This window comes from Noviherbaspirillum sp. (genome assembly GCF_035254685.1).
Lineage (GTDB): Bacteria > Pseudomonadota > Gammaproteobacteria > Burkholderiales > Burkholderiaceae_D > Noviherbaspirillum.
The window spans coordinates 1-24,786 of the sequence record NZ_DATFAI010000021.1; the positions used below are offsets into that span (position 1 = coordinate 1).

22 protein-coding genes are annotated in these 24,786 nt (G+C 59.4%); 19 read left to right on the top strand and 3 right to left on the bottom strand.

What is annotated here, in order from left to right:
* The first annotated feature begins 5 nt into the window (after window positions 1–5).
* Window positions 6–122 carry a helix-turn-helix domain-containing protein gene (locus tag VJ698_RS24585; RefSeq protein WP_414691132.1) on the top strand — a complete coding sequence of 39 codons (117 nt, stop codon included), beginning with the start codon at window positions 6–8 and terminating at the stop codon, window positions 120–122.
* Between the two features lie 102 nt (window positions 123–224).
* On the opposite strand, the gene VJ698_RS07935 is transcribed toward VJ698_RS24585, so the two are convergent.
* On the bottom strand, window positions 225–1,085 hold the full coding sequence (locus VJ698_RS07935; RefSeq protein WP_324102199.1) for a glycosyltransferase family 2 protein: 861 nt from the start codon (window positions 1,083–1,085) through the stop codon (window positions 225–227).
* A gap of 471 nt (window positions 1,086–1,556) precedes the next feature.
* Here VJ698_RS07935 and VJ698_RS07940 point away from each other — a divergent pair, with 471 nt between their 5' ends.
* The 18 genes from VJ698_RS07940 (at window position 1,557) to ubiD (ending at window position 21,808) form a co-directional block, all read left to right on the top strand.
* The gene (locus VJ698_RS07940) at window positions 1,557–2,675 is read left to right on the top strand and encodes an NADH:flavin oxidoreductase/NADH oxidase (RefSeq protein WP_324102201.1); all 1,119 of its coding nucleotides are present in this window, start codon (window positions 1,557–1,559) and stop codon (window positions 2,673–2,675) included.
* A 39-nt stretch (window positions 2,676–2,714) separates the two neighbouring features.
* Window positions 2,715–3,968 (top strand): Xaa-Pro peptidase family protein, encoded by a 1,254-nt coding sequence (locus VJ698_RS07945; protein WP_324102202.1) that lies wholly within the window; start codon window positions 2,715–2,717, stop codon window positions 3,966–3,968.
* Window positions 3,958–4,320, top strand: coding sequence for a cupin domain-containing protein (locus VJ698_RS07950; protein ID WP_324102203.1), 363 nt, complete (start codon window positions 3,958–3,960; stop codon window positions 4,318–4,320). Before VJ698_RS07945 ends, VJ698_RS07950 begins: the two co-directional genes overlap by 11 nt.
* Before the next feature lie 123 nt (window positions 4,321–4,443).
* Entirely contained in the window at window positions 4,444–4,833 is a 390-nt protein-coding gene (locus VJ698_RS07955) for a DoxX family protein (RefSeq protein WP_324102204.1), read from the top strand.
* Window positions 4,834–4,841: 8 nt separating this feature from the next.
* On the top strand, window positions 4,842–5,753 hold the full coding sequence (locus tag VJ698_RS07960; protein ID WP_324102205.1) for an NAD(P)-dependent oxidoreductase: 912 nt from the start codon (window positions 4,842–4,844) through the stop codon (window positions 5,751–5,753).
* Between the two features lie 11 nt (window positions 5,754–5,764).
* Complete coding sequence (gene gabD, locus VJ698_RS07965; RefSeq protein WP_324102206.1) at window positions 5,765–7,225, top strand: NADP-dependent succinate-semialdehyde dehydrogenase; 1,461 nt, start codon at window positions 5,765–5,767, stop codon at window positions 7,223–7,225.
* A gap of 116 nt (window positions 7,226–7,341) precedes the next feature.
* Window positions 7,342–8,370: a GTP-binding protein gene (locus VJ698_RS07970; RefSeq protein WP_324102207.1), complete on the top strand. Its 1,029-nt coding sequence runs from the start codon at window positions 7,342–7,344 to the stop codon at window positions 8,368–8,370.
* Window positions 8,371–8,529: 159 nt separating this feature from the next.
* The gene (locus tag VJ698_RS07975) at window positions 8,530–10,221 is read left to right on the top strand and encodes a methyl-accepting chemotaxis protein (RefSeq protein WP_324102208.1); all 1,692 of its coding nucleotides are present in this window, start codon (window positions 8,530–8,532) and stop codon (window positions 10,219–10,221) included.
* A gap of 155 nt (window positions 10,222–10,376) precedes the next feature.
* The gene (locus VJ698_RS07980) at window positions 10,377–11,609 is read left to right on the top strand and encodes an MFS transporter (protein ID WP_324102209.1); all 1,233 of its coding nucleotides are present in this window, start codon (window positions 10,377–10,379) and stop codon (window positions 11,607–11,609) included.
* 1 nt (window position 11,610) lies between these two features.
* The gene (moaA, locus tag VJ698_RS07985; protein WP_324102210.1) at window positions 11,611–12,594 is read left to right on the top strand and encodes a GTP 3',8-cyclase MoaA; all 984 of its coding nucleotides are present in this window, start codon (window positions 11,611–11,613) and stop codon (window positions 12,592–12,594) included.
* A gap of 108 nt (window positions 12,595–12,702) precedes the next feature.
* Window positions 12,703–13,323, top strand: coding sequence for a DsbA family protein (locus VJ698_RS07990; RefSeq protein ID WP_324102211.1), 621 nt, complete (start codon window positions 12,703–12,705; stop codon window positions 13,321–13,323).
* 205 nt (window positions 13,324–13,528) lie between these two features.
* The gene (locus VJ698_RS07995; RefSeq protein ID WP_324102212.1) at window positions 13,529–14,428 is read left to right on the top strand and encodes a SphA family protein; all 900 of its coding nucleotides are present in this window, start codon (window positions 13,529–13,531) and stop codon (window positions 14,426–14,428) included.
* A 191-nt stretch (window positions 14,429–14,619) separates the two neighbouring features.
* Window positions 14,620–15,723, top strand: a complete 1,104-nt coding sequence (locus tag VJ698_RS08000; RefSeq protein WP_324102213.1) for a porin — start codon at window positions 14,620–14,622, stop codon at window positions 15,721–15,723.
* A 394-nt stretch (window positions 15,724–16,117) separates the two neighbouring features.
* Window positions 16,118–17,101: an amidohydrolase family protein gene (locus tag VJ698_RS08005; protein ID WP_324102214.1), complete on the top strand. Its 984-nt coding sequence runs from the start codon at window positions 16,118–16,120 to the stop codon at window positions 17,099–17,101.
* Between the two features lie 146 nt (window positions 17,102–17,247).
* The gene (locus VJ698_RS08010; protein ID WP_324102215.1) at window positions 17,248–17,874 is read left to right on the top strand and encodes a TRAP transporter small permease; all 627 of its coding nucleotides are present in this window, start codon (window positions 17,248–17,250) and stop codon (window positions 17,872–17,874) included.
* Window positions 17,871–19,202: a TRAP transporter large permease gene (locus VJ698_RS08015; RefSeq protein WP_324102216.1), complete on the top strand. Its 1,332-nt coding sequence runs from the start codon at window positions 17,871–17,873 to the stop codon at window positions 19,200–19,202. The genes VJ698_RS08010 and VJ698_RS08015 overlap by 4 nt, the downstream gene beginning before the upstream one ends.
* 32 nt (window positions 19,203–19,234) lie before the next feature.
* Window positions 19,235–20,266 carry a TRAP transporter substrate-binding protein gene (locus VJ698_RS08020; protein WP_324102217.1) on the top strand — a complete coding sequence of 344 codons (1,032 nt, stop codon included), beginning with the start codon at window positions 19,235–19,237 and terminating at the stop codon, window positions 20,264–20,266.
* A gap of 72 nt (window positions 20,267–20,338) precedes the next feature.
* Window positions 20,339–21,808, top strand: a complete 1,470-nt coding sequence (gene ubiD / locus VJ698_RS08025; RefSeq protein ID WP_324102218.1) for a 4-hydroxy-3-polyprenylbenzoate decarboxylase — start codon at window positions 20,339–20,341, stop codon at window positions 21,806–21,808.
* Here ubiD and VJ698_RS08030 read toward each other — a convergent pair.
* On the bottom strand, window positions 21,722–22,771 hold the full coding sequence (locus VJ698_RS08030) for a LysR family transcriptional regulator (RefSeq protein WP_324102219.1): 1,050 nt from the start codon (window positions 22,769–22,771) through the stop codon (window positions 21,722–21,724). The two genes, ubiD and VJ698_RS08030, sit on opposite strands and share 87 nt — an antisense overlap.
* A 44-nt stretch (window positions 22,772–22,815) precedes the next feature.
* Window positions 22,816–24,786, bottom strand: a 1,971-nt coding sequence (locus VJ698_RS08035) for a sigma-54-dependent Fis family transcriptional regulator (RefSeq protein ID WP_324102220.1), incomplete at its 5' end; no start/stop codon positions are given.

Below are 24,786 nucleotides of genomic sequence, written 5' to 3' on the forward strand. Positions count from 1 at the left end.
ACGCGATCCAGGAATTCAACGGCAACATCGACCAGGTCGGCCAGAAGCTCGGCCTGTCCCGCGCCACCGTCTACCGCCGCATGCAGCAGTACGGCATCGTCAAGTCCGTAACGGTGAGATAGTTCTGTTGAAAGTCGGGTATAGGCTCAGCACCTGAAACGGGCGTATGCGCAAGGCCGGATATGTCGCCGGGCCGGTCCTTAATCCAAGCGGAAGGTATATGTTCAACTCAGAAGAACGGCTTGTCGCTTGGCGATTGAGAATTGGTCCCATAGGGCCGCCTCTTTCCCTGCGACCCATGTGTTATAGCACTCGGCACCGCTTTTGGAAAACGCCGTGCTGACAAATGCCCTGAAACGGAATAGATCGACAAAGTCCTTTCGATCTTCCCGATTCAGCATCTGCATGCCCAACTCAGTAGGCCGTTGCAGTACCTGTTCAATCCGGTATCGGTATGCTGCTTGAATTTCGCGCTCGACATTGGAACCGTTGTTACATTCGCTGCCCGTACGCACTCGGCCGGAATACCATACGGAATCCACCACACGGATAGTGCCGAGCCGGGCGATCGCGATGCCATCGTGCAGGACGTCTTCGGCGAATCCAGCGCAATAGCCGGTCTCGAGGCTGCGGTGAATCAACGGATGCATGGAGGCGAGCAGCTGGGCAAATCCGGACAGACTGAGGTGCGCTTTATGCATGGGCAGCACGCGCACAACCTCAGAGACATCCCATCGCGTATACCGAGTAGGGGCGATTGCGGCGCCCTCGATCAGGGCCACTTTCATCAAGTCCTCAATATACGTGGGCGGAATCAAGTCGTCCGCGTCGAGCATCGCGAAGTATTCGCCGGTTGATGCATTGATTGCACGATTTCGCGTCGGGCCTGCGCCGGTCTTCCGCGTCACGCCGGGTGGAATGATCCGCAACTGCGGCGTCGTGAACCTTTCACGCAGCTGGCTGTAAGTGTCGCCATCGTCGGGCGCGATGATGATTTCAATGTGGCCGTATGTTTGGGAGAGCGCCGCATTGATCGCATCACCAACGTATGTCGCCGACTCGAATACAGGGATCAGGAGCGTCACACGTGGGACCCTTTTTGTTCTCGTGTCTATTTGCATAAGCTGCGTTGGATGGAATTCAATAAAACGAAGCGTCAACCTTACGAATAATGTGCAACTCCGACAATGAGGAGGCGTTATCTGGTCTTGCGCACTTGATCGCGCACATAGCCACCCTCACATTGAGTCCGCAGCAAAATTCGTACCGATCTGAGATAGAAGTTTTCTGGCTTCACAGAGACCGCCGCATGCCGCGGTAGGACACCGTCAAGTCCGCCGTCCATCGATAAAGCCGTCGCAGCGTGAGACATTCGTCTAGCTCGTGATACGGCCGTGTCTGCGACCGTATCACTTGGACTGCAAAGAAAGTCTTTAATAATCAAGCTCCTGCCAAAGTCGATCCATCTGGCACATGCCTTGCCTTGATAGTGGAAGAGAAGGCCGGTACCTGTACCTGGCCAATCGAATCCCATTCATCGAGAGGAGTTAAGACCCATGTCCAGCGCGCTATTCAGTCCAATCACGCTTCGCAACCTGACACTCAAGAACCGGCTGGTCGTATCGCCGATGTGTCAGTACATCTCCGAAAACGGCTCCGCAAACGATTGGCATCTCATGCATCTTGGATCGTTTTCGATCGGCGGCTTCGGGCTGGTGATGACCGAGGCGACCAACGTTAACGCGGTGGGCAAGATCACGCATAAATGCGCAACGCTGTGCACTGATGACAATGAGGCAGCCATGAAGCGTGTCATTGACTTCAGCAAGAAATTCGGGGTCGCTGCGCAAGGCATCCAGCTCGCCCACGCCGGCCGCAAGGGCTCCACGCAACCGCCCGCACTTGGCGGCCAGCCGCTCAAGCCTGAAGACGGTGCGTGGGAAACTGTCGCTCCGTCGGCGGTTCCCTATGGCCCGGGCTGGCATACGCCGCGCGCGCTGACCAAAGCAGAAATTCAGCAGATCCAGGAAGACCACGTCGCCTCGGTCAAGCGTGCACTGCGCGTCGGGTATGACCTCATTGAAATGCATGCCGGTCACGGTTACCTGACGCATCAATTTCTGTCGCCCATTTCCAATCGCCGCACTGACGAATACGGCGGCAGCCTTGAGAACCGCATGCGCTTCGCTCTCGAAACCTTCGAGGCGATGCGTGCAGCCTGGCCGGAAGACAAGCCGATGGGGGCGCGTGTTTCCGCTACCGACTGGGTGGCGGGCGGATGGACGCCCGAAGAAACCGTTGTACTCGCCAAGGAACTCCGGAAGCTTGGCTGCGATTATGTCGATGTCTCAAGCGGTGGCCTCGATCCCGAGCAACGAATTCCGCTGGCACATGGCTACCAGGTACACCTGAGCCAGAAGATCCGCAATGAGGCGGACATCAAGACCATGTCCGTCGGGCTGATCGCAGACGCGCAGCAGGCAGAAGAAATCATTAAGACTGGCCAGGCCGATTTCGTGTGCATGGGACGTGGAGCGATGTGGGATCCGCGTTTCCCGTGGCATGCGGCCGAGATTTTCGGCGATGAAGCCCCGTATCCTCCGCGCTCCACGCCATGCCATCCGACGCTACGCCCGCAACTCTTCCCGAATCGCCAGAAGCAGGATTCGAAATAAACCGCTCTCGACGCAATCGACCACTATTTGGAGACAGTGATGAAATACAACCGACCGCACGCAACCGCAGCCTGGGGCACGATGGCCAAGGACTGGGAACGTGGCATTGACTACCAGCGCATGGTGCGCGACCGCTTCGTGCGTGCACAGGCTGCCGTGAAGGCAGCCGGCCTCGGCGCCGTGCTCTGCTTTAACGTCGATAACGTGCGCTACGTCACCGGTACGCACATCGGCGAATGGGTGCGCGACAAGTTCGACCGTTATGCCCTGTGCCCCGCCGACGGTGAACCCTACCTGTGGGATCCGGCGCCGCCGGCCAAGCGTATCAGCTCGCCTTGGATCGCCGACCATCTTGCCGCACCGATCAGCAACATGCAGGGTGCGCTCCCACCCAAGGTCGGTGCGCAGGCTGACTTCGCCAAGCAGATCAAGAACATGCTGGTGCATTACGGTATCGACAAGAAGCCTCTTGGCATCGATCTACTGGAACTGCCGATGCTGCGCGCACTGGAGAAGGAAGGCATCGAAGTCGTCGACGGGCAGCAAGCCATGCTGGATGCTCGTGAAGTAAAGACGCCGGATGAGATCGAGTGTCTCAAGGTGGCGGCTGGAATGGTGGATGCCACCTACTACGACATCTGCAAGGCAATCCGTCCGGGCGTACGAGAGAACGAACTGGTTGCCATCGCCAACGACCGGCTGTTCCGCCTCGGCTCCGAACGGGTTGAGTGCGTCAATTCTGTTGCCGGCCCGCGCGGTACGCCGCACTCGCATACCTTCTCGGACCGCATCATCCAGCCGGGCGACATGATCTATCTCGATATCATGCATTCGTTCAACGGCTATCGCACCTGCTACTACCGCACCTTTGTCTGCGGCGAACCAAACAAGCATCAGATCGAAGCCTACGAGACGGCATCAAAGTGGATCAGCGCATCAATCGACGCGATCCGCCCAGGTGCGACCGTGGAAGAAGTCGCCAGTGTGTGGCCGGCAGCCGAAGAGTTCGGCTACAAGAACGAGGATGAGGCCTTCTTGCTGCAGTACGGCCACGGCATCGGCCTGAGTCTGTGGGAACGTCCGATCATCAGCCGCCGCTTCCAAGGTCAGAACACGGTGCTCAAGGAAGGCATGGTGTTCGCGGTCGAAACCTGGAAGGGCGCAGCCGACGGCTCGGGCGCGGCGCGCATCGAGGAAGAAGTGGTAGTGACCAAAGATGGTTGTGAAGTCATCACCAACTTCCCGTCGGACCGACTGATTTCCTGCGGTTTGCCGGGTTGCGATGTGTTCTGACCGGCTTCGCGGTCGCCTGATCCGCAGCGCCGGGCAGGCTCCGGTGTGCCCGGCGAAGCACGCCCTCACAGATGCCGTTGCGCTCGTCAATCGCAATCTGGTGGGCGCGACGCACATCGAGCTGTACCTGGTCGAGTTCAAGCCCGGCGGCGAAGGCCTCGATGATGCGCATCCGGGTTGCGAGCATGGCTTCTTCGTCCTGTCCGGAAAGGGGGAGTTCTACGTTGAAGGCGAGCGTTTCGAGCTGGGGGCGGAGGACTGCCTCTTTATACCGGAGGGGGCAAGGCATTCGGTGAAGACGCTGGGCGACCAGCCGTTGCGAACAGTGGTTTTCATGGCGCCGCATCGCTAGAGCGGTTTGCCTGTGCGTGAAAGGGGCCATCCTGGGCCTCACATGCACGGACATTCGAACCGCTCTGGAATGCACCGCGGTGCCCAAGGCGCCATATCTCTAATGAGTAAAAAAGGGGACATCATGTCAATACCCGTATCGGCTTTCGACCTCACCAGCGGAGCCGTGATTCTGCGCCTGATCTGCGGAGCGTTTTTTATTCCGCACATTTACTTCAAGATAGTCGGCGATCCGCCGCCAGCGCTCGGATTTTTCAAGACAGCAGGCTTCAAGCCTGCCGCATTCTACATGCGCGTCGCGATGGTGGTCGAAACCATCGGCGCAATCGGCCTGCTGCTCGGAATCTATACCCAATGGGCGGCGCTGCTTGCCGCGGCGAGTCTGTTTATCGCGGGTATTGCGGTCTGCTTCGCCAACCGTTCGGTGAAATGGCTCTGGAACCTGGGCGGGATGGAGTTTCCGATCTTCTGGTCGATCGCATGCCTCGCGGTAGCGCTGTTGTACTGGAAATAGAGGATCTCATGACGGATTTGAAGGTAGAAAAAATTGGCTGGATCGGGCTCGGCAAGATGGGTACGCCGATGGCCGCCAATGTCATGCAAGCCGGCTATCGGCTGGTAGTGTTCAATCGCTCCATCGATCCGGTCGGGCCTTTCGTGGAAAAGGGGGCAGCGTTTGCGCAAACCACGTCGGCCCTGGCGCAGGAATGCGATGTCGTCTTCTCGATGATCAGTGACGATCTCGCCCTGCAGAACATAACCGTCGAGTCCGGCGGGCTGTTCGAATCTGCGCCGGCGGGACTGGTCTATGTCGACATGAGCACGGTGTCCCCTTCCGTATCGGAACGCGTCGCGCGTGTCGCTGCGGATAAAGGTATCCAGTACCTGCGCGCGCCGGTCTCCGGTAGTACAAGCACGGCCGCGTTGGGCGCGTTGACCATCCTCGCGTCCGGGTCAAAGGATGCATATGAGAGATGCCTTCCGGTCTTGCAGGTCCTCGGGAAAAAACTATATTACCTGGGCCCGTCGGAACAGGCACGCTATCTCAAGATCGCGATCAACATGATGGTCGGCATGACGTCAGCAATGCTGGGCGAAGCGCTGACGCTTGCCGAGCGCGGCGGTGTGGACTGGACGCAAATGATCGATGTCGTCAACAACAGCGTCGTTGCGTCGCCGCTCGTCGGCTACAAGGCGAGCATGCTCACCACGCGCAATTTCAGCCCGATGTTCACGTCGTCGCAAATGGCCAAGGATTTCGACTTGGCACTTGACGCGGGGCGCAACGGCAACGTGCCGATGCCGCTAACCGCCGTGGCGCGCCAGTTCCTCGGCGCGATGATCGCATCGGGCCGCGGCGAGTTGGATTTCTTTGCTTACGTGACCCTACTTGAAGAACTGGCCGGGCTGCGCGGCCAGTCTTGCCAATGTTAACGAGGAAAATAATGCTGAAACTAAAGGACACTGCGCTGTTTCGCCAGCAATGCTACATCAACGGCAGTTGGCTGGATGCCAACAACGGCGAGACGCAAACGGTTAACAATCCCTCCACGGGCGAGAGCATCGGCACCACGCCACGGATGGGCGCGGCTGAGACGCGAATGGCTGTCGCGGCGGCCGAGGCGGCCTGGCCAGCGTGGCGAGCAAAGACGGCGAAAGAACGCTCCTCCTTGCTGCGCAAGTGGTATGAGCTGATGGTCGCTCACCAGGACGATCTCGCAGCCTTACTGACCGCGGAACAGGGTAAGCCCTTTGCCGAGGCGCGCGGCGAGATTCTCTACGGCGCCTCGTTCATCGAATGGTTTGCCGAGGAAGCCAAGCGCGTCTACGGCGACACCATTCCCGAGCCGACCCCCGGGCGCAAGATCGTCGTCATCAAGCAGCCGGTCGGCGTGGTGGCCGCGATCACGCCGTGGAACTTCCCCAACGCGATGATCACCCGCAAGGTCGGCCCGGCGCTGGCGGCTGGCTGCACGGTGGTGGTGAAGCCGGCCAGCCAGACGCCGTATTCGGCGCTGGCGCTCGCGGAACTGGCAGAGCGCGCTGGCATTCCGAAAGGCGTGATCAACGTCGTCACCGGTTCCGCCAAGGCGATCGGCGGCGAGCTAACTGCCAACCCGACGGTACGGAAGCTGTCGTTCACCGGCTCCACTGAGATCGGTCAGGAGTTAATGGCACAAAGCGCGGCCACGATCAAGAAGATCTCGCTGGAACTGGGGGGTAACGCGCCGTTCATCGTGTTCGACGACGCTGACCTCGACGCCGCAGTCGCCGGCGCGATCGCATCCAAGTTCCGCAACACCGGGCAGACCTGCGTGTGCACCAACCGCTTGCTGGTGCAGGACCGCGTCTACGATGAGTTTGCGAACCGTCTCGCCCACGCAGTCTCGCAGCTCAAGGTCGGTGACGGCTTCGGGAGTGACGTGCAGCAAGGCCCGCTGATTGACCGCGCCGCCGTCGAGAAAGTAGAAACACATATCAACGACGCTGTCTCCAAGGGTGCTCGCGTTCTCGTAGGCGGCAAGCCGCATGCACTCGGCGGCACTTTCTTCGAACCCACCGTGTTGCTCGACGTGACTCCGGAGATGGCCGTGGCGCGCGAGGAAACCTTCGGACCGGTGGCGCCGCTGTTCCGTTTCAAGGATGAGGCAGAGGTGATCCGCATGGCCAACGATACCGAGTATGGCCTGGCATCGTATTTCTACTCGCGCGACATCGGCCGCATCTGGCGTGTCGCCGAGGCACTGGAATACGGCATGGTGGGCATCAACGAGGGACTGATCTCTACCGAAGTTGCGCCGTTCGGCGGCGTGAAGTATTCCGGCCTCGGCCGCGAAGGATCGAAGTACGGCATCGATGAATACCTGGAAATCAAGTACCTCTGCATGGGCGGACTCGGTTCCTGAATGATGCAAGAAGCAGGCTGGGTTGAGGAACGACACCCAGCGTTCGAAGAGCGAAATGCGGCGTTTCGTTCATCAATCCAGCCTACAAGGCAACTGTAGTCCGGCACGGAGGAGACATGTCGAAAATTCCGGTTACTGTCATTACCGGCTTCCTCGGAAGCGGAAAGACCACATTGCTCAATCGTGCCTTGCGCAGCCCGCGCCTAAAGAGCACGGTGGTCATCGTCAACGAGTTCGGCGAGATCGGCCTGGACCATGATCTGATCGAAACCAGTAGCGACTCGGTGATATTGCTGCCGAATGGCTGTCTGTGCTGCTCAGTGAAGGGAGACCTGGTCATCACGCTGACGGATCTTTATCAGAAACGTCTGCGCGGCGAAATTCCTGACTTCGACCATATCGTGATCGAGACATCCGGCCTTGCCGAACCCACGCCGGTGATGGACGTACTGCTGACTCACCCGGGCATCAAGTCGGCCTTTGTGCCTGCGGGAACGCTGGCCACCGTCGACGCAGTTAACGGCCTGCATACGCTCGACAACCATGAACAGTCGCAAAAACAGATTGCACTGGCCAGTCACATCATCATCACCAAGGCCGACATACAGGAGCCGTGCGTAGAATTCCTTGCGCGGCTGCAGGCGTTGAATCCGGTTGCCGTCATAACCGATGCACGCTCAGCCGATGTGGAAGCGCTATTCCGTGGCGCCCCCGAGGAATGGTCAGACCGCAGCCTCGGCATTTCCCTGGCCGACACTGCAGCCGGAGCACATGCGTCCCATCGTCACAATGCACACATCAAGCGCTTCTCCGTCGTCCGCGACCATCCTTGGTCATTGGAGATGCTGAGGCTATTCCTCGACGCGCTTGCCACGAATGCCGGACCGTCCTTACTACGGGTCAAAGGCATCATCCACGTGCAGGAGTCGCCTCAATATCCAGCCGTAGTTCACGGGGCGCAGCAACTGATGCACAGCCTTGCGTGGCTCTCCAAGTGGCCGAGCGATGACAGACGCACTCGCATCGTCTTCATCACGGTGAACCACGACGCGAATGAAATGCGGGAGCTGATCGAGTATGTCGAGCGGCTATCGAGCCGGACACGGCTAGTGCGTCAAAGTTGTGAAAAGGCCACGGCAACCTAATGTCGAGCTAGCAGGATAGTTGTACTTGCAGATCTATCGCCACTGCTAAGCACCATCAGAAAGTCGATAGTTTCTGGGTCAAGCATTTGCAAAGCAAAGGACGAGAAACTCTCTCGTCATGCCTGGACGTATGTGTCGCTAGGAAAAAACATCAGCATCATGTTAAAGATTCTCGACGTCAAAATTGGGGCACGTCTTTCCCTCGGATTCGGACTCGTATTGCTGTGTGCGGCGGTACTGCTGGCTCTGGGTCTGTGGCGTATGAGCGATCTGCAGGCGAGCGCGGAGCAGATCGTGAAGGAAGACGTGGGCAACCTCACCAATGCAATGGAAATGCGTGAGGCAGGATGGTCGCTTGCTCTGGCATTGCGCCGGATCGCGACCCCGGCGGACGCCAATGAGGGCGAGCGCGAGGGTAAGCGGTTGGATGCCATCCTGGCAAGCTATGTCACATCAGAAGCGGCCTTGGCAAGGAATCTCTTAACCGGGCACTCGAAAACCTTGCTGAACGCGGTGATCGAGAACCGGCAGGCGACGTTTCCGGTGATCGAGAAGGTCAAATCTCTGGTGACGGACGGAAGCTACTTTGATGCCTCAGCCGTGCTCAAGACAGATTTTCAGCCACTGCATGACAAGTGGATCGCCAACCTGGTTGAACTGGCTGATTTCCAGCAAAAGGCAATGAAGGATACGCTTGAAGCGTCGCGACGGAACTATTTTATGACCAAGATGGGCATGCTTGGCATCGGTGTGTTGACCATTGCCATCGGTGCGTTCATCGCACTGTACATCACGCGCACGATAGCCATTCCATTGCAAGGCGCAGCCCGCATTGCTGACACGATCGCCAGCGGCGATCTGACCGGGCAGATCAAGGCCGCGTCACGCGACGAGGCCGGGCAGCTGATCAATTCGCTCAAGGTCATGCAGGAAAACCTGGCCAACACCGTGAGGGACATCAAGCAGGGGATGGAAACGATTTCCATTGCTTCGCGCGAGATCGCATCGGGCAACGCCGACCTATCGGCGCGTACCGAATCGCAGGCAGGCTCGTTGGAAGAGACTACATCGTCGATGGAGGAACTCACATCGACCGTGCGCCAAAACGCAGAAAACGCACACCAAGCCAATCAGCTGGTGGTGTCGGCTTCCGACTATGCATTGAAGGGCGGACGCGTGGTGGGCCAGGTGGTGGAGACGATGGGCTCGATCAAGGAAAGCTCACGTAAGATTGTCGACATCATCGGCGTGATCGATGGCATCGCATTCCAGACCAACATTTTGGCCCTGAATGCCGCAGTGGAAGCAGCACGCGCTGGCGAGCAGGGGCGGGGCTTCGCGGTGGTAGCCGCCGAGGTGCGCAACCTTGCGCAGCGTTCTGCGGCGGCCGCCAAGGAGATCAAAGCGTTGATCGGAGATTCCGTGGAGAAGGTGGATGCGGGTGGCGATCTGGTGGACGAGGCGGGCCGGACGATGGAAGAAATCGTCACCTCGGTAAAGCATGTGGCCGAAATCATGAATGAAATCACTGCCGCCAGTTCCGAGCAAAGTCACGGCATCGAACAGGTGAACCGGGCGATCAAGCAGATGGACGAGATGACGCAACAGAATGCGGCGCTGGTTGAAGAGGCTGCGGCCGCCGCGCAGAGTATGCAGGATCAGGCGGCAACGTTGGCACAGGAGATGGCGGTATTCAAGTTGCGTAATGATGGGGCAGCCGTCTCGGTCGCTCCCATCAGCGTGATGCATGACCCCGAGGCGCCGCCGATTGTCCGTCGCACGATGCCGCCCATTGCCAGGCAGAAGCCAGCGGCAGCAAACTGCAATGGTGACGAGTGGGAAGAGTTCTAGCATGCCGCTTTATCAATTTCTGTGCTGGCGGCTGCCGCCTTTCCCCAACTTATCGAGAGCCTGTCCCTGTAGAGATTGAATCTTGGTTACGACGCAGATCGGGCACTTCAACCATTTCGCAAGTACCACATTGGCATCAACGGGAAAACAACCACATGAATACCGCAACCACCGTCACGAGCAGCCGTAGCGATGCTGCTGTCATCTCTGTCATTGGCGCAGTCCACGCCATCTCCCATTTCTTCCAATTGGTTTTTCCGGCGCTGTTTCCGTGGCTAATGCGCGAGTTTTCGTTGAGCTACACCTCGATCGGTCTGACCATGACGGTGTTTTTTGCTATTTCGGGGACTGGGCAGGCAATTGCGGGCTTCGCGGTCGATCGCTTTGGGGCGCGCCCGGTGCTGTTGTTCGGAATGATCATGCTTACGCTTTCGGCGCTGCTGCTTGCTGCCGCGAACAGTTCGGAAACGCTGTTCCTGGCTGCAGCGGTTGCCGGTTGCGGAAACGCGGTGTTCCATCCGGCAGACTACACTCTGCTGAATCGTCTTGTTTCGCAGCCTCGGCTGGGTCATTCATTTTCGGTGCACGGGCTGACAGGGACGCTGGGCTGGGCGGCGGCACCGGTGTTCATGGCGGGGATTGCGGGATTGACATCATGGCGTGTAGCGGCGTCGGCTGCCTGCGGAATCGGGTGCCTCGGCGTCTTCGTGGTCTTGTGGCAACGCGGCCTCCTCGTCTACGGCCATCATTTGCAACGCGCGGAGAAAGGCGATGCCGCACAGACGAGCACCTTTGGATTCCTCGCGTCGCGCGATGTCTGGATGTGCTTCGCTTTCTTCCTGTTATGGACATTCGCCGCCAGCGCCGTACAGAACTTCGGCCCGGCGGCGCTGGCCAACATGTACGGAATGTCGTTGACGCTCGCAAGTTCGTCGGTGACAGCTTACATGCTCGGTAGCGCAGCGGGGACGATCAAGGGTGGTTTTCTGGTCAAGAAAGGTTCGCCTGAACGATCGATCGCACTGGGCTTGATCGTCGGCGCCTTGATTGCGCTGTTCCTCGCCAGCGGCGCTGCTCCCGTAACCGGTGTCATTCCGCTCATGGCAGTGATGGGTTTCGGCGCCGGTATTGCCGGCCCCTCGCGTGACATGCTTGTCCGCAATTCGGCAACCTCCGGCGCCGGTGTGGCATCGTACGGGCGCATCTACGGTTTTGTCTACTCTGGTCTTGACATGGGATTGGCACTGTCGCCTTTGCTGTTCGGCCGCTTCATGGATGCTTCACAGTTCGCACAGGTCCTGGCGGGTATCGCGGCGTTTCAGGTGCTGGCCATTCTGACTGCGTGGCGAATCGGGTCGATCAGACCAGCGAGCATGCAGAGGTCCTGACATGAGTACAACCATTCTTCAGGACCGGTTCGGCAGGCGTATTGAGTACTTGCGGCTCTCAGTGACCGACCGCTGTGACTTGCGCTGCACCTATTGCCTCCCGAAAGATTTCAAGGATTTTCTCGAACCGGACGCATGGCTGACATTCGATGAGGTGGCACGAGTGGTCGCGGTGTTCGCTCGGCTCGGGGTTAACAAGTTCCGCTTGACTGGCGGTGAGCCGCTTACCCGGCGCAACCTGCCCGGGCTGGCGGCCCGGCTGTCGGCCCTGCCTGGCGTGAAGGACCTCTCGTTGTCCACTAATGCCACGCGGCTTGCCAAGCATGCACATGACCTGAAAGACGCAGGCATCAGGCGTTTGAACGTCAGCCTCGACTCCCTCAAGCCGGAACGTTTTGCGGGAATCGTCGGACGTGACTGCCTGGACGACGTGCTGGCCGGCCTGATGGCCGCCAAGCTGGAAGGGTTTGCGCCGATCAAGATCAACATGGTCGTCCTCAAAGGGACCAATGACGATGAAATCGACGACATCGTCGCGTTCTGCATGGAGCACGGGTTCGTGCTTCGGCTGATCGAAACCATGCCACTCGGGTCGACAGGAGGCAAGGCCGAATATCTCGATCTGCGCCCGATTCGACAGCGTCTTCAGCAACGCTTCGGACTTCTCGATGGCCTGGTGGAAGGCGGTGGGCCGGCCCGTTATCTGCAAACGCCAGATCGTAGGTTCAGCGTAGGATTCATTACACCGATTTCGCAGCACTTCTGCGAAACGTGCAACCGGGTTCGCCTATCGGCCGACGGCATCTTGTATATGTGTCTTGGCCAGAACGACAGCATGAACCTGCGCGACGTCCTGCGCCGCGGGGCGACGGATGCCGATCTGGAAAACGTGATTCGGGAAGCGATAGAGTTGAAGCCGCTGAAGCACGACTTCCGTGAACAGCCCACCAAGATCGTGCGTTTCATGTCGCAGACCGGCGGTTGACTGCTGCTTGCCAAAGCCAGAGCGTGAACGGTCGAGGCCTTCTCGGCACGACAGGCCGCATTCCATCATTCCGTTCATATTCATTCCATTCCTTCGAAGGAAATTCTGATGCAAAAGGAAATCATTTATATCGGTGACCCGATGTGTTCATGGTGTTACGGCTTCACCGATGTCATCCAGACGATCAGGCGCAACTACATGGAGCGCGTGAAGGTCAGCCTGGTCATGGGCGGGTTTCGCCCCGACGGAACGCATATGGTCGATCCAAACTATCGCGACTTCCTGCGCGGCCACTGGATGGAGGTCAGCCGCCGGACGGGGCAACCGTTCGACCTGGCCATCCTGAACCAGACAGGATGGATTTACAACACTGAAAAGCCGTGCCGCGCCGTTGTTGCGATGCGCCACTTGAAGCCGGAAGTCGAGTGGGAGTATTTCGCCGCCGTGCAGAAAGGCTTCTATCACAAGAACCATGACCCGAACAATCCCGAATCGTTTGCACGCATCGCGGCGGAGTTCGGGATCGATGAGGATTGCTTCCTGCATGCTTATGGCGCACCGGGCACAATCGAGGAAACGCAGCGCGCTTTTGCCTGGGCCAGGAGCATCGGCGTCAACAGCTTCCCGACCGTGGTGCTGCGCGATCAGCGCGGGCTGGCCGCCCTGACTGTTGGCTACCAGCCGTTGGAAATGCTGGAAGGGCGCTTGGATCAATGGCTCTCAATGTGAGATATCTGTATGAGAAGAAGTCCGAAGTCTAGACACACAACCGGGCAATTTCAAACGCGCGATCGCTAAATCTTCGTAAATACAATAGCTTGGCAACGTCTTTCTTGCTGGCACGATATGTGAATACTCCTTGTGCGCACAGTGGCGGCTCGTATCACCGCGCCTGCTGCGACATCTATCGAGCGTTTTTACAAGGAGGAAGACAATGAAAAAAAGGCTGCTGGCCGTATTGATCGGTGGCGGAATTCTGGCCTGTGGATCTGCGTTCGCCAAGGAAGGCGGCGACCAGTATCCGAATGGTGCCGAGAACTGGTATGCCGGTGCAGTCCCCCCGCCAGGCAATTACTTCATCAACTATTTCGGTAACTGGTCCGGTACACTGCGTGACGGAAATGGTAACAAGGTCAGGCCACTCGGCAAAGACATCAAGCTGAATGCAACCTTTGATGCACTCCGCTTCGTGCAGGTAACGGAGCAGAAGCTGTTTGGCGCCAACTACGCCTGGGCAGCCATTCTTCCTCTCGTCCACCTGTCGATCGAGGCTCCGCCCGGAGATGCCAGCAAGACGGGCCTTGGCGATGCGACGGTCACACCGCTCATCCTGTCCTGGCATTCCCCTGAAATGCACTATGCGCTCGGTCTGGATATCAATCTACCGACCGGCGACTATGATGCGAAAGCGCTCCCCGGAAAGAACATCGGCGCGAATTACTATAGTCTCGAGCCTGTGTTCGGCGTCACATATCTGGGCAAGAACGGCTGGGAGGTGTCCGGCAAGTTCATGTACAACTGGAAGACCAAGAACAACGACACGAACTACCAGTCGGGCGACGAGTTCCACATGGATTATCTCGTAGGCAAGCACATCGGCCCGTGGTCGGTGGGTGTGAGCGGCTATTACCTCAAGCAGCTGACAGACGACAAGCAGAATGGTGTCAAGGTTGGAACGGACGGCAACAAGGGCCAAGTGTTTGCTATCGGCCCGAGTCTGAAATACGAGACGAACTCGCACTCGCATCTCATCTTGCAGTGGCAGCACGAAACCGAAGTAGAAAACCGCTTCGGCGGCGACAAGGTCTGGTTCAAGTTCATCAAGCCGCTTTGATCGCCTGCAGTAACGAAAGCCGCACTGAAGCTTGGTGCGGCTTTTTTTCATTCGGCATTTAGTCGGCTCTCCGGTAGTGAACACCACTGCACGCCGCGCGCGAACCTTCCATCCGAGAGTTTAAGAATACCTGTCTGCGGGCAGCTATAAAAGGGACGTTCGTTCCACAATTTCCAATATGAGGAGAACTAATGAAATCTAAATTGATTCTTGCCGGATTCCTGGTAGGGGTACTGTGCCAGGCTCAGGCTCAGGCACGAAGCGATAGCGTCGCCATCTACGGTCTGATCGACTCCGGAGTTGAACATGTTACCAACGTTGGCCCGACGCGCGACGGCCTGACGCGTGTTCCCACCATTACCGGTTCGCTGCCATCACGTATCGGCTTTCGCGGAACGGAAGACCTCGGGGGTGGCCTCAAGGCCGTGTTCACGCTTGAAAACGGATTCGGCCCCGACAACGGAACTGCGGGGCAGGGCGGGCGCCTGTTTGGTCGTCAGGCGTTCGTCGGACTTTCCGGATCATGGGGCACGGTGTCGCTCGGGCGTCAGTACACCATGCTGTTCTGGTCCCTGCTGGACAGCGACGTCCTGGGGCCCAATGTGTATGGATCAGGTTCGATTGATAGCTATATTCCCAATGCGCGTGCCGACAATGCGCTCGGGTACCGGGGCTCCTTCAATGGCGTGACCGTCGGCGTTACCTATAGCCTGGGCCGCGATACCGTCAATGCCGGACCGAGCCCGGCCGGAACCAACTGCGCCGGGGAAAGCCCTGCGGACACAAAGGCATGCCGTGAGTGGTCGGCGATGGTGAAATATGATGCGGCGAGCTGGGGTGTTGCTGCGGGCGTGGATCGCTTCAATGGTGGGCCGGGGGCATTTGCGGGGCTGACAAACAGCAGCTTGAGTGATACTCGCAAAACGGTCAACGGCTACGTCAAGTTCGGCCAGGCCAAGCTGGCTGCCGGTGTTCTACAGCGCGACAATGAGGCGAGCGTTGCGCCGAAGAGTAATCTGTACTTCATCGGCGGCGTGTATCCGTTGACCTCTGCTATCACCCTTGACGGCGAGGTATTCAAGCTGGATACGAAGAACAGTGCCAATGACGCCACGATGTTCGCATTGCGCGGCACCTATCATTTTTCCAAGCGTACCGCAGCATATGTGACCGCTGGACATATTGCCAACGATGGCGCGCTCAATCTGTCAGTGAGCTCAGGTGCTCCGGGCAGCAATCCATCGGCTGGCGATACACAGACGGGATTGATGGTCGGCGTGCGCCATATGTTCTAACCGGCGCATAACGAGGGCGACTGGCCAGGGCACGGGGAACCCCGAGGCAACGAACGCCAGCCTGCCCGTGCACCCCAAACGGCATGGAGAGCGCCTCCACTTGCGCTCGTAGTGCTACAGCATTTCTGCATGCGGACCATCTTCGTCAATGTTCCTCGTGTTTCCGCGGGTGCGGCATTCTTGGTCATCGTTGCGCATATCGGAAAGCTGCTATGCCTTCGCATCGCCTTCTCAATGGGAGGGCTTGAAATCATACTGAAGCTGCCAACACGAATACGACTTCGCGTGCGATACAAGGGCCCGGTTCGTTCGACGCACCATCTGTATCGGTAAGCTGTTTCTGTCACCCACCCATTCGTTGAGAAGAACGGGCATATTTTTTCGAGGAAGCTGAATGAAGAAGATCGCTCTGGAAGAGGCATTTGCGGTACCCGGCATTGAAAAGCTCACACCCGGGAGTTTGAGTCTCAGGGAATTCACACAGAAAATGCCGAAACTACTCGACCTGGGCGAAGAGCGGCTACAGGCGATGGATGAAAACGAGGTGGAAATCTCTGTCCTGTCCACGACCTGCCCTGGGATTCAGGGAATCGTCGATGCCAGCCAGGAGCAGCCGCTGGCACGGCAATGGAACGATTATCTGGCTGAGGCGGTCGCTCGTCATCCCACGCGTTACCGTGGCTTCGCCGCCTTGCCGATGCGTGATCCGGAAGCCGCCGCCGAGGAACTGACGCGCGCCGTCAAGGAACTCGGGATGGTAGGCGCAATGATCAACGGCTATGACAACTCGGGGGACAATCCGCCGACCTACTATGATGCGCCAGAATATGTGGATTTCTGGAAGACTGCAGCAGCGTTGGATGTGCCGGTATACCTACACCCGCGCACTGCGCCTGCCGAGCGAATCACCTATGCCGGCTTCCCGGAAATGCGCGGTGCGGCCTGGGGCTTCCACGTTGAAACGGGCGAGCATGTACTCAGGATGATCCTGAGCGGTTTGTTTGACAAGGTGCCGTCCGCGCGTCTCGTCATCGGGCACATGGGCGAGCTCCTGCCCTACTGGGCATGGCGGATCGACCATCGCATTGCCGTCGAAGGCTGGGATCAGGTAGCCGCCGAGACCGGTCGCGGTAGAAAGCATACGGTCACCGAGTACCTGAAGCGCAACATCACCATCACGACCAGTGGCACCTTTGATACGCCGGGATTGGTCCACGCGATTTCCGTTATGGGGCATGAGCGGGTTTTGTTCTCCATCGACTATCCGTACGAAGATGCGCGCGAGGCCTGCGACTGGATGGACGGCGTGGATCTGCCGTACGACGTGAAGGAAGCGATCGCCTACACGAATGCGAAGAAGTTCCTGAAGCTGGCGTAAGGCCGGGGTTCAGGCTTCAAGGAACTGGTGGCGGCCGTGTGCGATTCGCCGTCGCGACAAAAGCAAATGTGTTGCACTCCACCTTCGACCAGTTTTCGGCTGAAGGTGGGAAATAGAAATAAACAAGACTGTTTGAGGAGACAAGCATGATTGAACTGGAACCAGGTTCCCGTGAACATGTGGCGCAGCTGGAAGAGCCGCCGCATAGCCTTTTTGGAAAAGTTCTCCTGAGGCTGAGCGAAGTATTTGCGCTCCTCGGAGGGGTGACTCTGATCGCGCTGATCGCCATGTCGATTGTCTCCATCGTTGGACGCAAGCTCTTTGAGTTCGTGGTGCCAGGCGACGTGGAGATGATCCAGATGGGCACGGCGGGAGCCGTCGCAGCATTTCTTCCCTATTGCCAGATCAATGACGAACATGTCCGAGTCGACTTTTTTACCGCCAAACTTTCCGGGCGGGGACGTGCCTTCCTCGATTGCGTCGCTTCGCTGCTCCTGTGCGCCAGCGCCGCGCTGATTGCGTGGCGCACCCTAGTGGCCGCCCAGACGTCGTACGAGTCGGCTGAGACTTCCCTGATGCTGAGCTGGCCGATCTGGTGTGCCATCGCGGCAATGGTACCGAGCTTTGTCTTGCTGGCGTTCACCGGCTTCTACATTGCAAGGCGCCGTTTCCACACTTGGATGGCACCCGCCGGGACGATCGTGCGCAGCGGCATTCAGCCGGTCCGGCACAGCGAATCCACAATGCATCTGGTCAGGGAGGCGCGATCATGAGCGGCACCTCAATCGGCTTGAGTATGTTCGGGATATTGATGCTGTTCCTGGTGCTGCGCATCCCGATCGGCATCTCCATGTTCCTCGTCGGCTCGGGCGGGTATCTGGTTATGAGCGGCGGTGAATGGGCGGGTCTACTGAACTCAATCAAGAACCTGGCCTACGCACGGTTCTCCAACTACGATCTGGCCGTCATTCCACTTTTCTTGCTGATGGGGCAGTTTGCCACCCACGGTGGACTATCACGTTCCCTGTTCCGCTGTGTCAGTTCATTCGTCGGTCACTGGCGCGGCGGCATTGCTATGGCTTCGGTGGGCGCGTGCGCCGGTTTCGGTGCAATCTGCGGTTCATCTCTGGCGACCGCAGCAACGATGGGACAGGTTGCGCTGCCCGAGCTGCGCCGCTACCGGTATTCGGGATCGCTGTCGACCGGGGCGCTCGCAGCCGGCGGAACGCTAGGCATTCTTATCCCGCCTTCCGTACCGTTGGTCATTTATGCGGTATTGACGCAGGAATCCATTGGCAAGCTGTTCATGGCGGCGGTTATCCCCGGGATCATTGCCATGGTCGGCTACATGATCGTGATACGGCTGTTTGTGACTCTCAGCCCGGACGCCGGTCCTGCCGGCCCGCGCGTGCCGTGGAGCGAACGCTTGCGCACGCTGTTTCAGGTACTGCCGATCGTTTTCGTCTTCATGGTGGTCATCGTTGGCATCTACGCGGGCTGGGCCAATCCCACAGAGGCAGCCTCCATCGGAGCGGGAGCATGCGGCATCGTCGCGATGCTCATCGGCGGGATGAGCATGAAGGAGGTGAAGGAAAGCATTCTTGGCACGGCGAGCGCCACAGCCATGATCTTCCTCGTGCTGCTCGGGGCCGATATGTTGAACACCGGCCTGGCGCTCACCCAGATGCCAGTGGAGCTGGCGCAATCGGTCAAGGGCAGTGGCCTTCCGCCGCTGCTGGTGATGGCTGCGATCCTGTTCATCTACGTGGTGCTGGGCTGTGTGATGGACTCGATGGCCATGATCCTGCTGACTATCCCGATCTTCTACCCGATGGTGATGGGGCTGGACTTCTGGGGCATGAGCACTGGCGACAAGTCGATCTGGTTCGGCATCCTGGCGCTCATGGTGGTGGAAATCGGGCTGGTTCACCCTCCGGTCGGAATGAACATCTACATCATCAACAACCTGGCCAAGGACGTTCCGCTTACCCATACCTTTAAAGGCGTGATGCCCTTCCTTGCATCGGATCTCGTACGGATACTGCTTCTGCTTTTCTTTCCTGTGCTGGCGCTTTATGCGGTGCATACGTTTGGCGGGTAAGGCTACGCACTGACACAACAAGGAGACACACCATGAAAGTTCGAAACTCATTCAAATCATTGCTTGCTGCCTTCGCGCTAGCGGTAGCACCGGCATGCGTTGTCTATGCCGCCGACGTGACGTTGCTGAAAGTACACCACTTTCTGCCTCCGGGATCGACTGCGCAGACCAAGCTCATCGAGCCGTGGTGTGCCAAGATTAACAAGGAATCTGGGGGGCGGTTGAAGTGCCAGATTTATCCTGCCATGCAACTTGGCGGCACTCCCCCCCAACTGTTCGATCAGGTCAAGGACGGCGTCGCGGATGTCGTGTGGACAATGCCCAGCTATCAGCCTGGCCGCTTCCTGGTGACGGAGGCCTTCGAGCTTCCCTTCATCACGTCGGATGCCGTCAAGGCGAGCCGCGCATTGTGGGAGTACGCCACCAAGTACGCCCAGAATGAATACAAGGGCGTCAAACCGCTGGCCTTCCATGTGCACGATGGCTCCCATCTGCACACTGCCGGCAAGCAGATCAAGACGATGGCCGACTTCAAGGGGCTCAAGCTGAGAGCGCCGACGCGGGAGGCGGCGAAGCTTCTGGTCGCACTCGGCGCCATGCCGGTGCAGATGCCGATGGGCCAGGTGCCGGACGGCCTGGCAAAAGGCGTGATCGATGGCGCGCTGCTTCCTTGGGAAGTAGTGCCGGCACTGAAGATCCAGGAAGTCGTGCAATACCATTCCGAAACGCCGCCCGGTACACCGACACTTTCCAATTACGTCTACATGCTGGCCATGAATCCGGCGAAGTACAACAGTCTGCCGGCCGACCTGAAAAAAGTCGTGGACGGCAACAGCGGCGCCGAACTCTCGGCATTCGCGGGCAAGGTCTGGGATGAGGCCAGGGAGCCGGCCCGCAAGACGGCCGTCGACCACAAGAACACCTTTTACGTGATTCCGGTGCAGGAGATCAAGGAATGGGAGAAGAAGGCGGCTCCCGTCACTGACGCGTGGGTAAAGGACGTGACCGCCAAGGGATACGATGGCAAAAAGCTGCTCGAGGAAGCCAGACGCCTGCAGCAGTGACAAAACGCTTGTCAATGGCCGTACCGGAATGTGCTCGACGAAGCAACATTAGTTCAAGAGGCTATCTTTAACATGTCTTATCGAAACCTCCGTGATTTTCTCTTGCAACTGGAGAAGTGCGGCCAACTGAAGCGCGTTGGCATCGAAGTGGATCCCCACCTCGAAATGACTGAAATCTGTGACCGGGTCCTGCGTGCCGAAGGCCCGGCCATCCTTTTCGAGAAACCCAAGGGTTACGACATGCCGGTCCTGGCCAACCTTTTCGGCACACCACAGCGCGTGGCTTTCGGCATGGAGGAGGAGGGCAACTGGCAGCAGGCCCTGCGGGAAGTGGGGAAGCTCCTCGCGTACCTCAAGGAACCCGAGCCGCCCAGGGGGCTAAGGGATGCCTGGGACAAGTTGCCCGTGCTGAAGCAAGTCCTCAACATGGCTCCGAGGGTGGTGTCCTCTGCGCCATGCCAGGAGGTAGTATGGGAGGGCAGGGAGGTGGACCTCGGCAGGCTTCCGGTCCAGTACTGCTGGCCAGGTGACGTGGCGCCGCTTATCACTTGGGGCCTGGTGGTGACGCGCGGGCCGCACAAGACCCGCCAAAACCTGGCGATCTACAGGCAGCAGGTGCTTGGCGCCAACAAGGTCATCATGCGCTGGATGGCGCACCGCGGCGGCGCCCTGGATTTTCGTGATCACCAGATCGCCAATCCGGGCAAGCCGTTCCCGGTAGCAGTGGTCATCGGCTGCGACCCGGCGACCATTCTGGGGGCGGTGACGCCGGTACCAGACACTTTGTCCGAATATCAGTTTGCCGGCCTCTTGCGAGGTAGCAAGACTGAGCTTACGAAATGTCTGGGCTCAGATCTCCAGGTGCCGGCTTCCGCAGAAATTGTCCTAGAGGGAGTGATTCATCCGGATGAAACCGCCGTGGAAGGGCCCTACGGCGACCATACCGGCTATTACAATGAGCAGGCCGAGTTCCCGGTGTTCACCATTGAGCGAATCACCACGCGCCGCAATCCCATCTATCACTCCACCTACACGGGCAAACCACCCGACGAACCCGCCATGCTCGCGGTGGCACTCAACGAAGTGTTCGTGCCGCTGCTCCAGAGGCAGTATCCGGAGATCATGGATTTCTATCTGCCGCCCGAAGGTTGCTCCTACCGTCTGGCCTGCGTCTCGATCAAGAAGCAGTATCCCGGCCATGCCAAGCGGATCATGTTTGGCGTCTGGAGTTTCCTGCGCCAGTTCATGTACACCAAATTCATTATCGTGGTGGATGACGACGTGAATATTCGCGACTGGAAGGAAGTGATCTGGGCACTAACCACCCGCATGGATCCAAGCCGTGATACGACTCTGGTGGGCAACACGCCTATCGATTACCTGGACTTCGCTTCGCCGGTCACTGGTTTGGGCTCAAAGATGGGGCTGGATGCCACCAACAAGTGGGCCGGCGAGTCAAACCGCGAATGGGGTCGACCCATCGTCATGGACGACGAGGTCAAAAGGCGGGTCGACACAATATGGAGCCTTCTGGATATCTAGCGGAGTTGGAGGGTGTGGACCAACACGGCACTTGTCTGGCGACGTTCTGTCATGCCAGCCACTCTGCGCGCCAAAAGAACGGAACTCTTTTGCGATAAAGTCGACGAACATGCGGATCCGTAGCGGCAGGTGCTGCCTGTGTACAAAGATGGCATAAAGTTCGATGACGTCGCACCAGTACTCTGTCAGGCATTCTTTGAGTGTTCCGGTCTCCAGGTGCTCCTGAATGTCCCACAAGGCCAAGAGTCCAATTCCTTTACCGGCTGCAGCCCATTGAGAAACTACTTCGCTGCTCGTAGTTGTAAACGTGCCACTTACCCGCACCCCGCGCTTCTGCCCCTCTAAGGAAAACTGCCAGTTGTCCAAGGGATCGGCGCCACGAACCAGGCGAATGCAATTATGGCGAACCAGATCTTCCGGTGTTTGCGGTGTGCCAAATTGGTCCAGGTAGGACGGGGAGGCACAAACGATCCTGCGCTGTTCAATGAGTTTTCGGGCGATGATGCTTGTATCCGGCGGCAAACCAACTCTTATGGCGACGTCAAGGGAATCGTCGAGCACATCCCATCCTGCATCCGAAAGCACCAAATGTACGCTGATGTCCGGATAGCAGACGTTGAAGCGTTCGATCATGGGTGCGATATACCGCCGTCCTAGCCCCATCGGGGCACCGACCTTCAGCTGACCGCATGGTTTTTTCGCGCGTAAGGTTGCTTCGGACTCGGCATCCTCGATTTGCTTGAGGATGCACACCCCGCGTTCGTAATACACGCGACCTTCATCGGTAGGCTCGAAATGTCGCGAGGTGCGGGTAATCAACCGGATTCCAAGTCGCGCCTCCAGTGTTGCCAGACGGCGACTTACGGCAGGCGGCGAAGAGTTCAGGATACGAGCTGCGGCCGAGATGCTGCCAGCATCAACCATAGTGACAAACAGTCGCAAATCACTTACGTTTCCATGCATTTAGTATTTCTCCAGTTTCACCGGATGGTGGCTCATTTGATCTACTAGTGCGACGATTTGATCGTGAACGACTTGACGATGCCGTACTGCTGCATGCGGCGGTAGACGGTGGCGCGGGACAGGCCGAGCTTCTGGCCGACCTGGTCGATGTTGCCGTTGAACTCCTGGATCGCGTTGCGGATCAGGTCGACCTCCACCTCGCGCACGGACCGGCCCTGCGCCGGCGGCGTACGCTCCGGCCGCAGCGCCACCCGCTCGCCGCACTGCATGCGGTGCGCAATGTGGCGCGGCTCGATGACCCCGCCCTCGGCCATGATGGCCCCGGTCTCGAGCACGTTTTCCAGCTCGCGCACGTTGCCCGGCCAGTGGTACACGCACAGCGCCTCGCGCGCCGCGGCCGACAGCACCAGCGCCGGCCAGCCCATCCTGGACGCCAGCTTCTCCAGCAGCAGCTGCGCAATGCGCGGGATGTCGTCGGCGCGCTCGCGCAGCGGCGGCAGGCTCAGCTCCACCACGCTCAGCCGGAAATACAGGTCCTGGCGGAACTCGCCGCAGCGGCTCTTGGCGTACAGGTCCTCGTTGGCCGCCGCAATCACCCGCACGTCGATGCGGATCGGCTTGCTGTCGCCCAGCCGCGTGATGGTGCCATCCTGCAGCGCGCGCAGCAGCTTGGCCTGCAGATCCAGCGGCATCTGGTTGATCTCGTCGAGGAACAGCGTGCCGCCGTCGGCCAGCTCCAGCTTGCCGATCTGCCCGCCCTTGCGCGAGCCGGTGAAGGCGCCGCCGCGGTAGCCGAACAGCTCGGACTCCATCAGCTCGCGCGGGATGGCCGCGCAGTTGATCGCCACGAACGGGCCGGCCCGGCGCTGCGAGCAGTTGTGGATCGACTGCGCGAACAGCTCCTTGCCGGTGCCGGTCTCGCCCAGGATCAGCACCCGCGCATTCTGCCGCGCCGCCACCCGCGCCACCTCGATCTGGCGCAGCAGGGCCGGCGACTCGCCCACGATGTCCTCGAAGGTGAAGCGCGCGTTCAGGCCGCTGAATTCGCGCACCTCGTTGAGGAACTCACGCCGCTCGCGCAGCGCCAGGATCGCGCCCTCGGCCTGGCCGCCGGACTGCATCACGTACGGCGTGAGGACGAAGTGCGCGCGCCCCCCGGCCCGCTCGGCGCTGACTTCGAAGGCGGCGCTGTCGCGGTCCAGCGACAGCAGGCCGGCCAGCTCCGGATGCCCGGGAAACAGCTTCATGAGGGTCTTGCCGGTCGCCCGCTCGGCGCTGGTGCCCAGGCTGCGGCAGGCGGACGGATTGATGGTGCTGACCAGGCCCGCCGCGTCGACGGTGATGATGGCCTCCGAGACGCTGGTCAGCACCGACGACAGCAGGGTGTCGACGCTGCGCTTCCTGAGCGCGGTCTCGCGCTCGCACAGCCGCTCGCGGATGGCCTCGGCCCCCGAGATCACCATGCCCAGCGTGTGCAGCTGCGCGCGGGTGGTCTCGCCGGACAGGGTGACGGTGCCCAGCAGCATGCCTTCCGGCGAGAACACCGGCGCCGAGGCGCAGGTCCAGCGGTGGTGGCGCACGTTCCAGTGCTCGGCGCCGGTGAGCTGGACCGGCTTCTTCTCGAGCAGCGCCAGGCTGATGGCGTTGGTGCCGGCCACCTCCTCGGCACGCGAGCAGCCCGGCACGTAGTTGTTCTCGCGCGCCATGGCCAGCACTATGCCGTCGCCGAACACCTCCAGCACCACGCCGCTGCGCTCGGTGAGCACCAGGATGAAGCCGGTGCCATGGACCGCGGTGCGCAGGAAGTCCATGAACGGCAGCGCCGCGTCGATGAAGGCCTGGTTCTCCTCGCGCACGGCGGCCAGCCGGCGCGCATCGAGCGTCACCGGCAGCTTCGGCGCGCGTGGATCCACCCCCAGCGCGCGGCAGCGCAGCCACGACTGCACCACCACCGGCCGCACCGCCGTCTCGTCCACCTGCCCCGTCTCGACAAACTGCCGCCACGCAGCAGCGAC

Bases quoted from the DNA above. Each gene is read 5' to 3' on its own strand.
- VJ698_RS07995 (WP_324102212.1), top strand. From the start codon at position 13,529: ATGAAAAAAAGGCTGCTGGCCGTATTGATCGGTGGCGGAATTCTGGCC.
- VJ698_RS07945 (WP_324102202.1), top strand. From the start codon at position 2,715: ATGAAATACAACCGACCGCACGCAACCGCAGCCTGGGGCACGATGGCC.
- VJ698_RS07950 (WP_324102203.1), top strand. From the start codon at position 3,958: ATGTGTTCTGACCGGCTTCGCGGTCGCCTGATCCGCAGCGCCGGGCAG.
- VJ698_RS08000 (WP_324102213.1), top strand. From the start codon at position 14,620: ATGAAATCTAAATTGATTCTTGCCGGATTCCTGGTAGGGGTACTGTGC.
- VJ698_RS08010 (WP_324102215.1), top strand. From the start codon at position 17,248: ATGATTGAACTGGAACCAGGTTCCCGTGAACATGTGGCGCAGCTGGAA.
- VJ698_RS07975 (WP_324102208.1), top strand. From the start codon at position 8,530: ATGTTAAAGATTCTCGACGTCAAAATTGGGGCACGTCTTTCCCTCGGA.
- VJ698_RS07980 (WP_324102209.1), top strand. From the start codon at position 10,377: ATGAATACCGCAACCACCGTCACGAGCAGCCGTAGCGATGCTGCTGTC.
- moaA (WP_324102210.1), top strand. From the start codon at position 11,611: ATGAGTACAACCATTCTTCAGGACCGGTTCGGCAGGCGTATTGAGTAC.
- VJ698_RS08005 (WP_324102214.1), top strand. From the start codon at position 16,118: ATGAAGAAGATCGCTCTGGAAGAGGCATTTGCGGTACCCGGCATTGAA.
- VJ698_RS07970 (WP_324102207.1), top strand. From the start codon at position 7,342: ATGTCGAAAATTCCGGTTACTGTCATTACCGGCTTCCTCGGAAGCGGA.
- gabD (WP_324102206.1), top strand. From the start codon at position 5,765: ATGCTGAAACTAAAGGACACTGCGCTGTTTCGCCAGCAATGCTACATC.
- VJ698_RS07990 (WP_324102211.1), top strand. From the start codon at position 12,703: ATGCAAAAGGAAATCATTTATATCGGTGACCCGATGTGTTCATGGTGT.
- VJ698_RS08015 (WP_324102216.1), top strand. From the start codon at position 17,871: ATGAGCGGCACCTCAATCGGCTTGAGTATGTTCGGGATATTGATGCTG.
- VJ698_RS08020 (WP_324102217.1), top strand. From the start codon at position 19,235: ATGAAAGTTCGAAACTCATTCAAATCATTGCTTGCTGCCTTCGCGCTA.
- VJ698_RS07955 (WP_324102204.1), top strand. From the start codon at position 4,444: ATGTCAATACCCGTATCGGCTTTCGACCTCACCAGCGGAGCCGTGATT.
- VJ698_RS07940 (WP_324102201.1), top strand. From the start codon at position 1,557: ATGTCCAGCGCGCTATTCAGTCCAATCACGCTTCGCAACCTGACACTC.
- VJ698_RS08030 (WP_324102219.1), bottom strand. From the start codon at position 22,771: ATGCATGGAAACGTAAGTGATTTGCGACTGTTTGTCACTATGGTTGAT.
- ubiD (WP_324102218.1), top strand. From the start codon at position 20,339: ATGTCTTATCGAAACCTCCGTGATTTTCTCTTGCAACTGGAGAAGTGC.
- VJ698_RS07960 (WP_324102205.1), top strand. From the start codon at position 4,842: ATGACGGATTTGAAGGTAGAAAAAATTGGCTGGATCGGGCTCGGCAAG.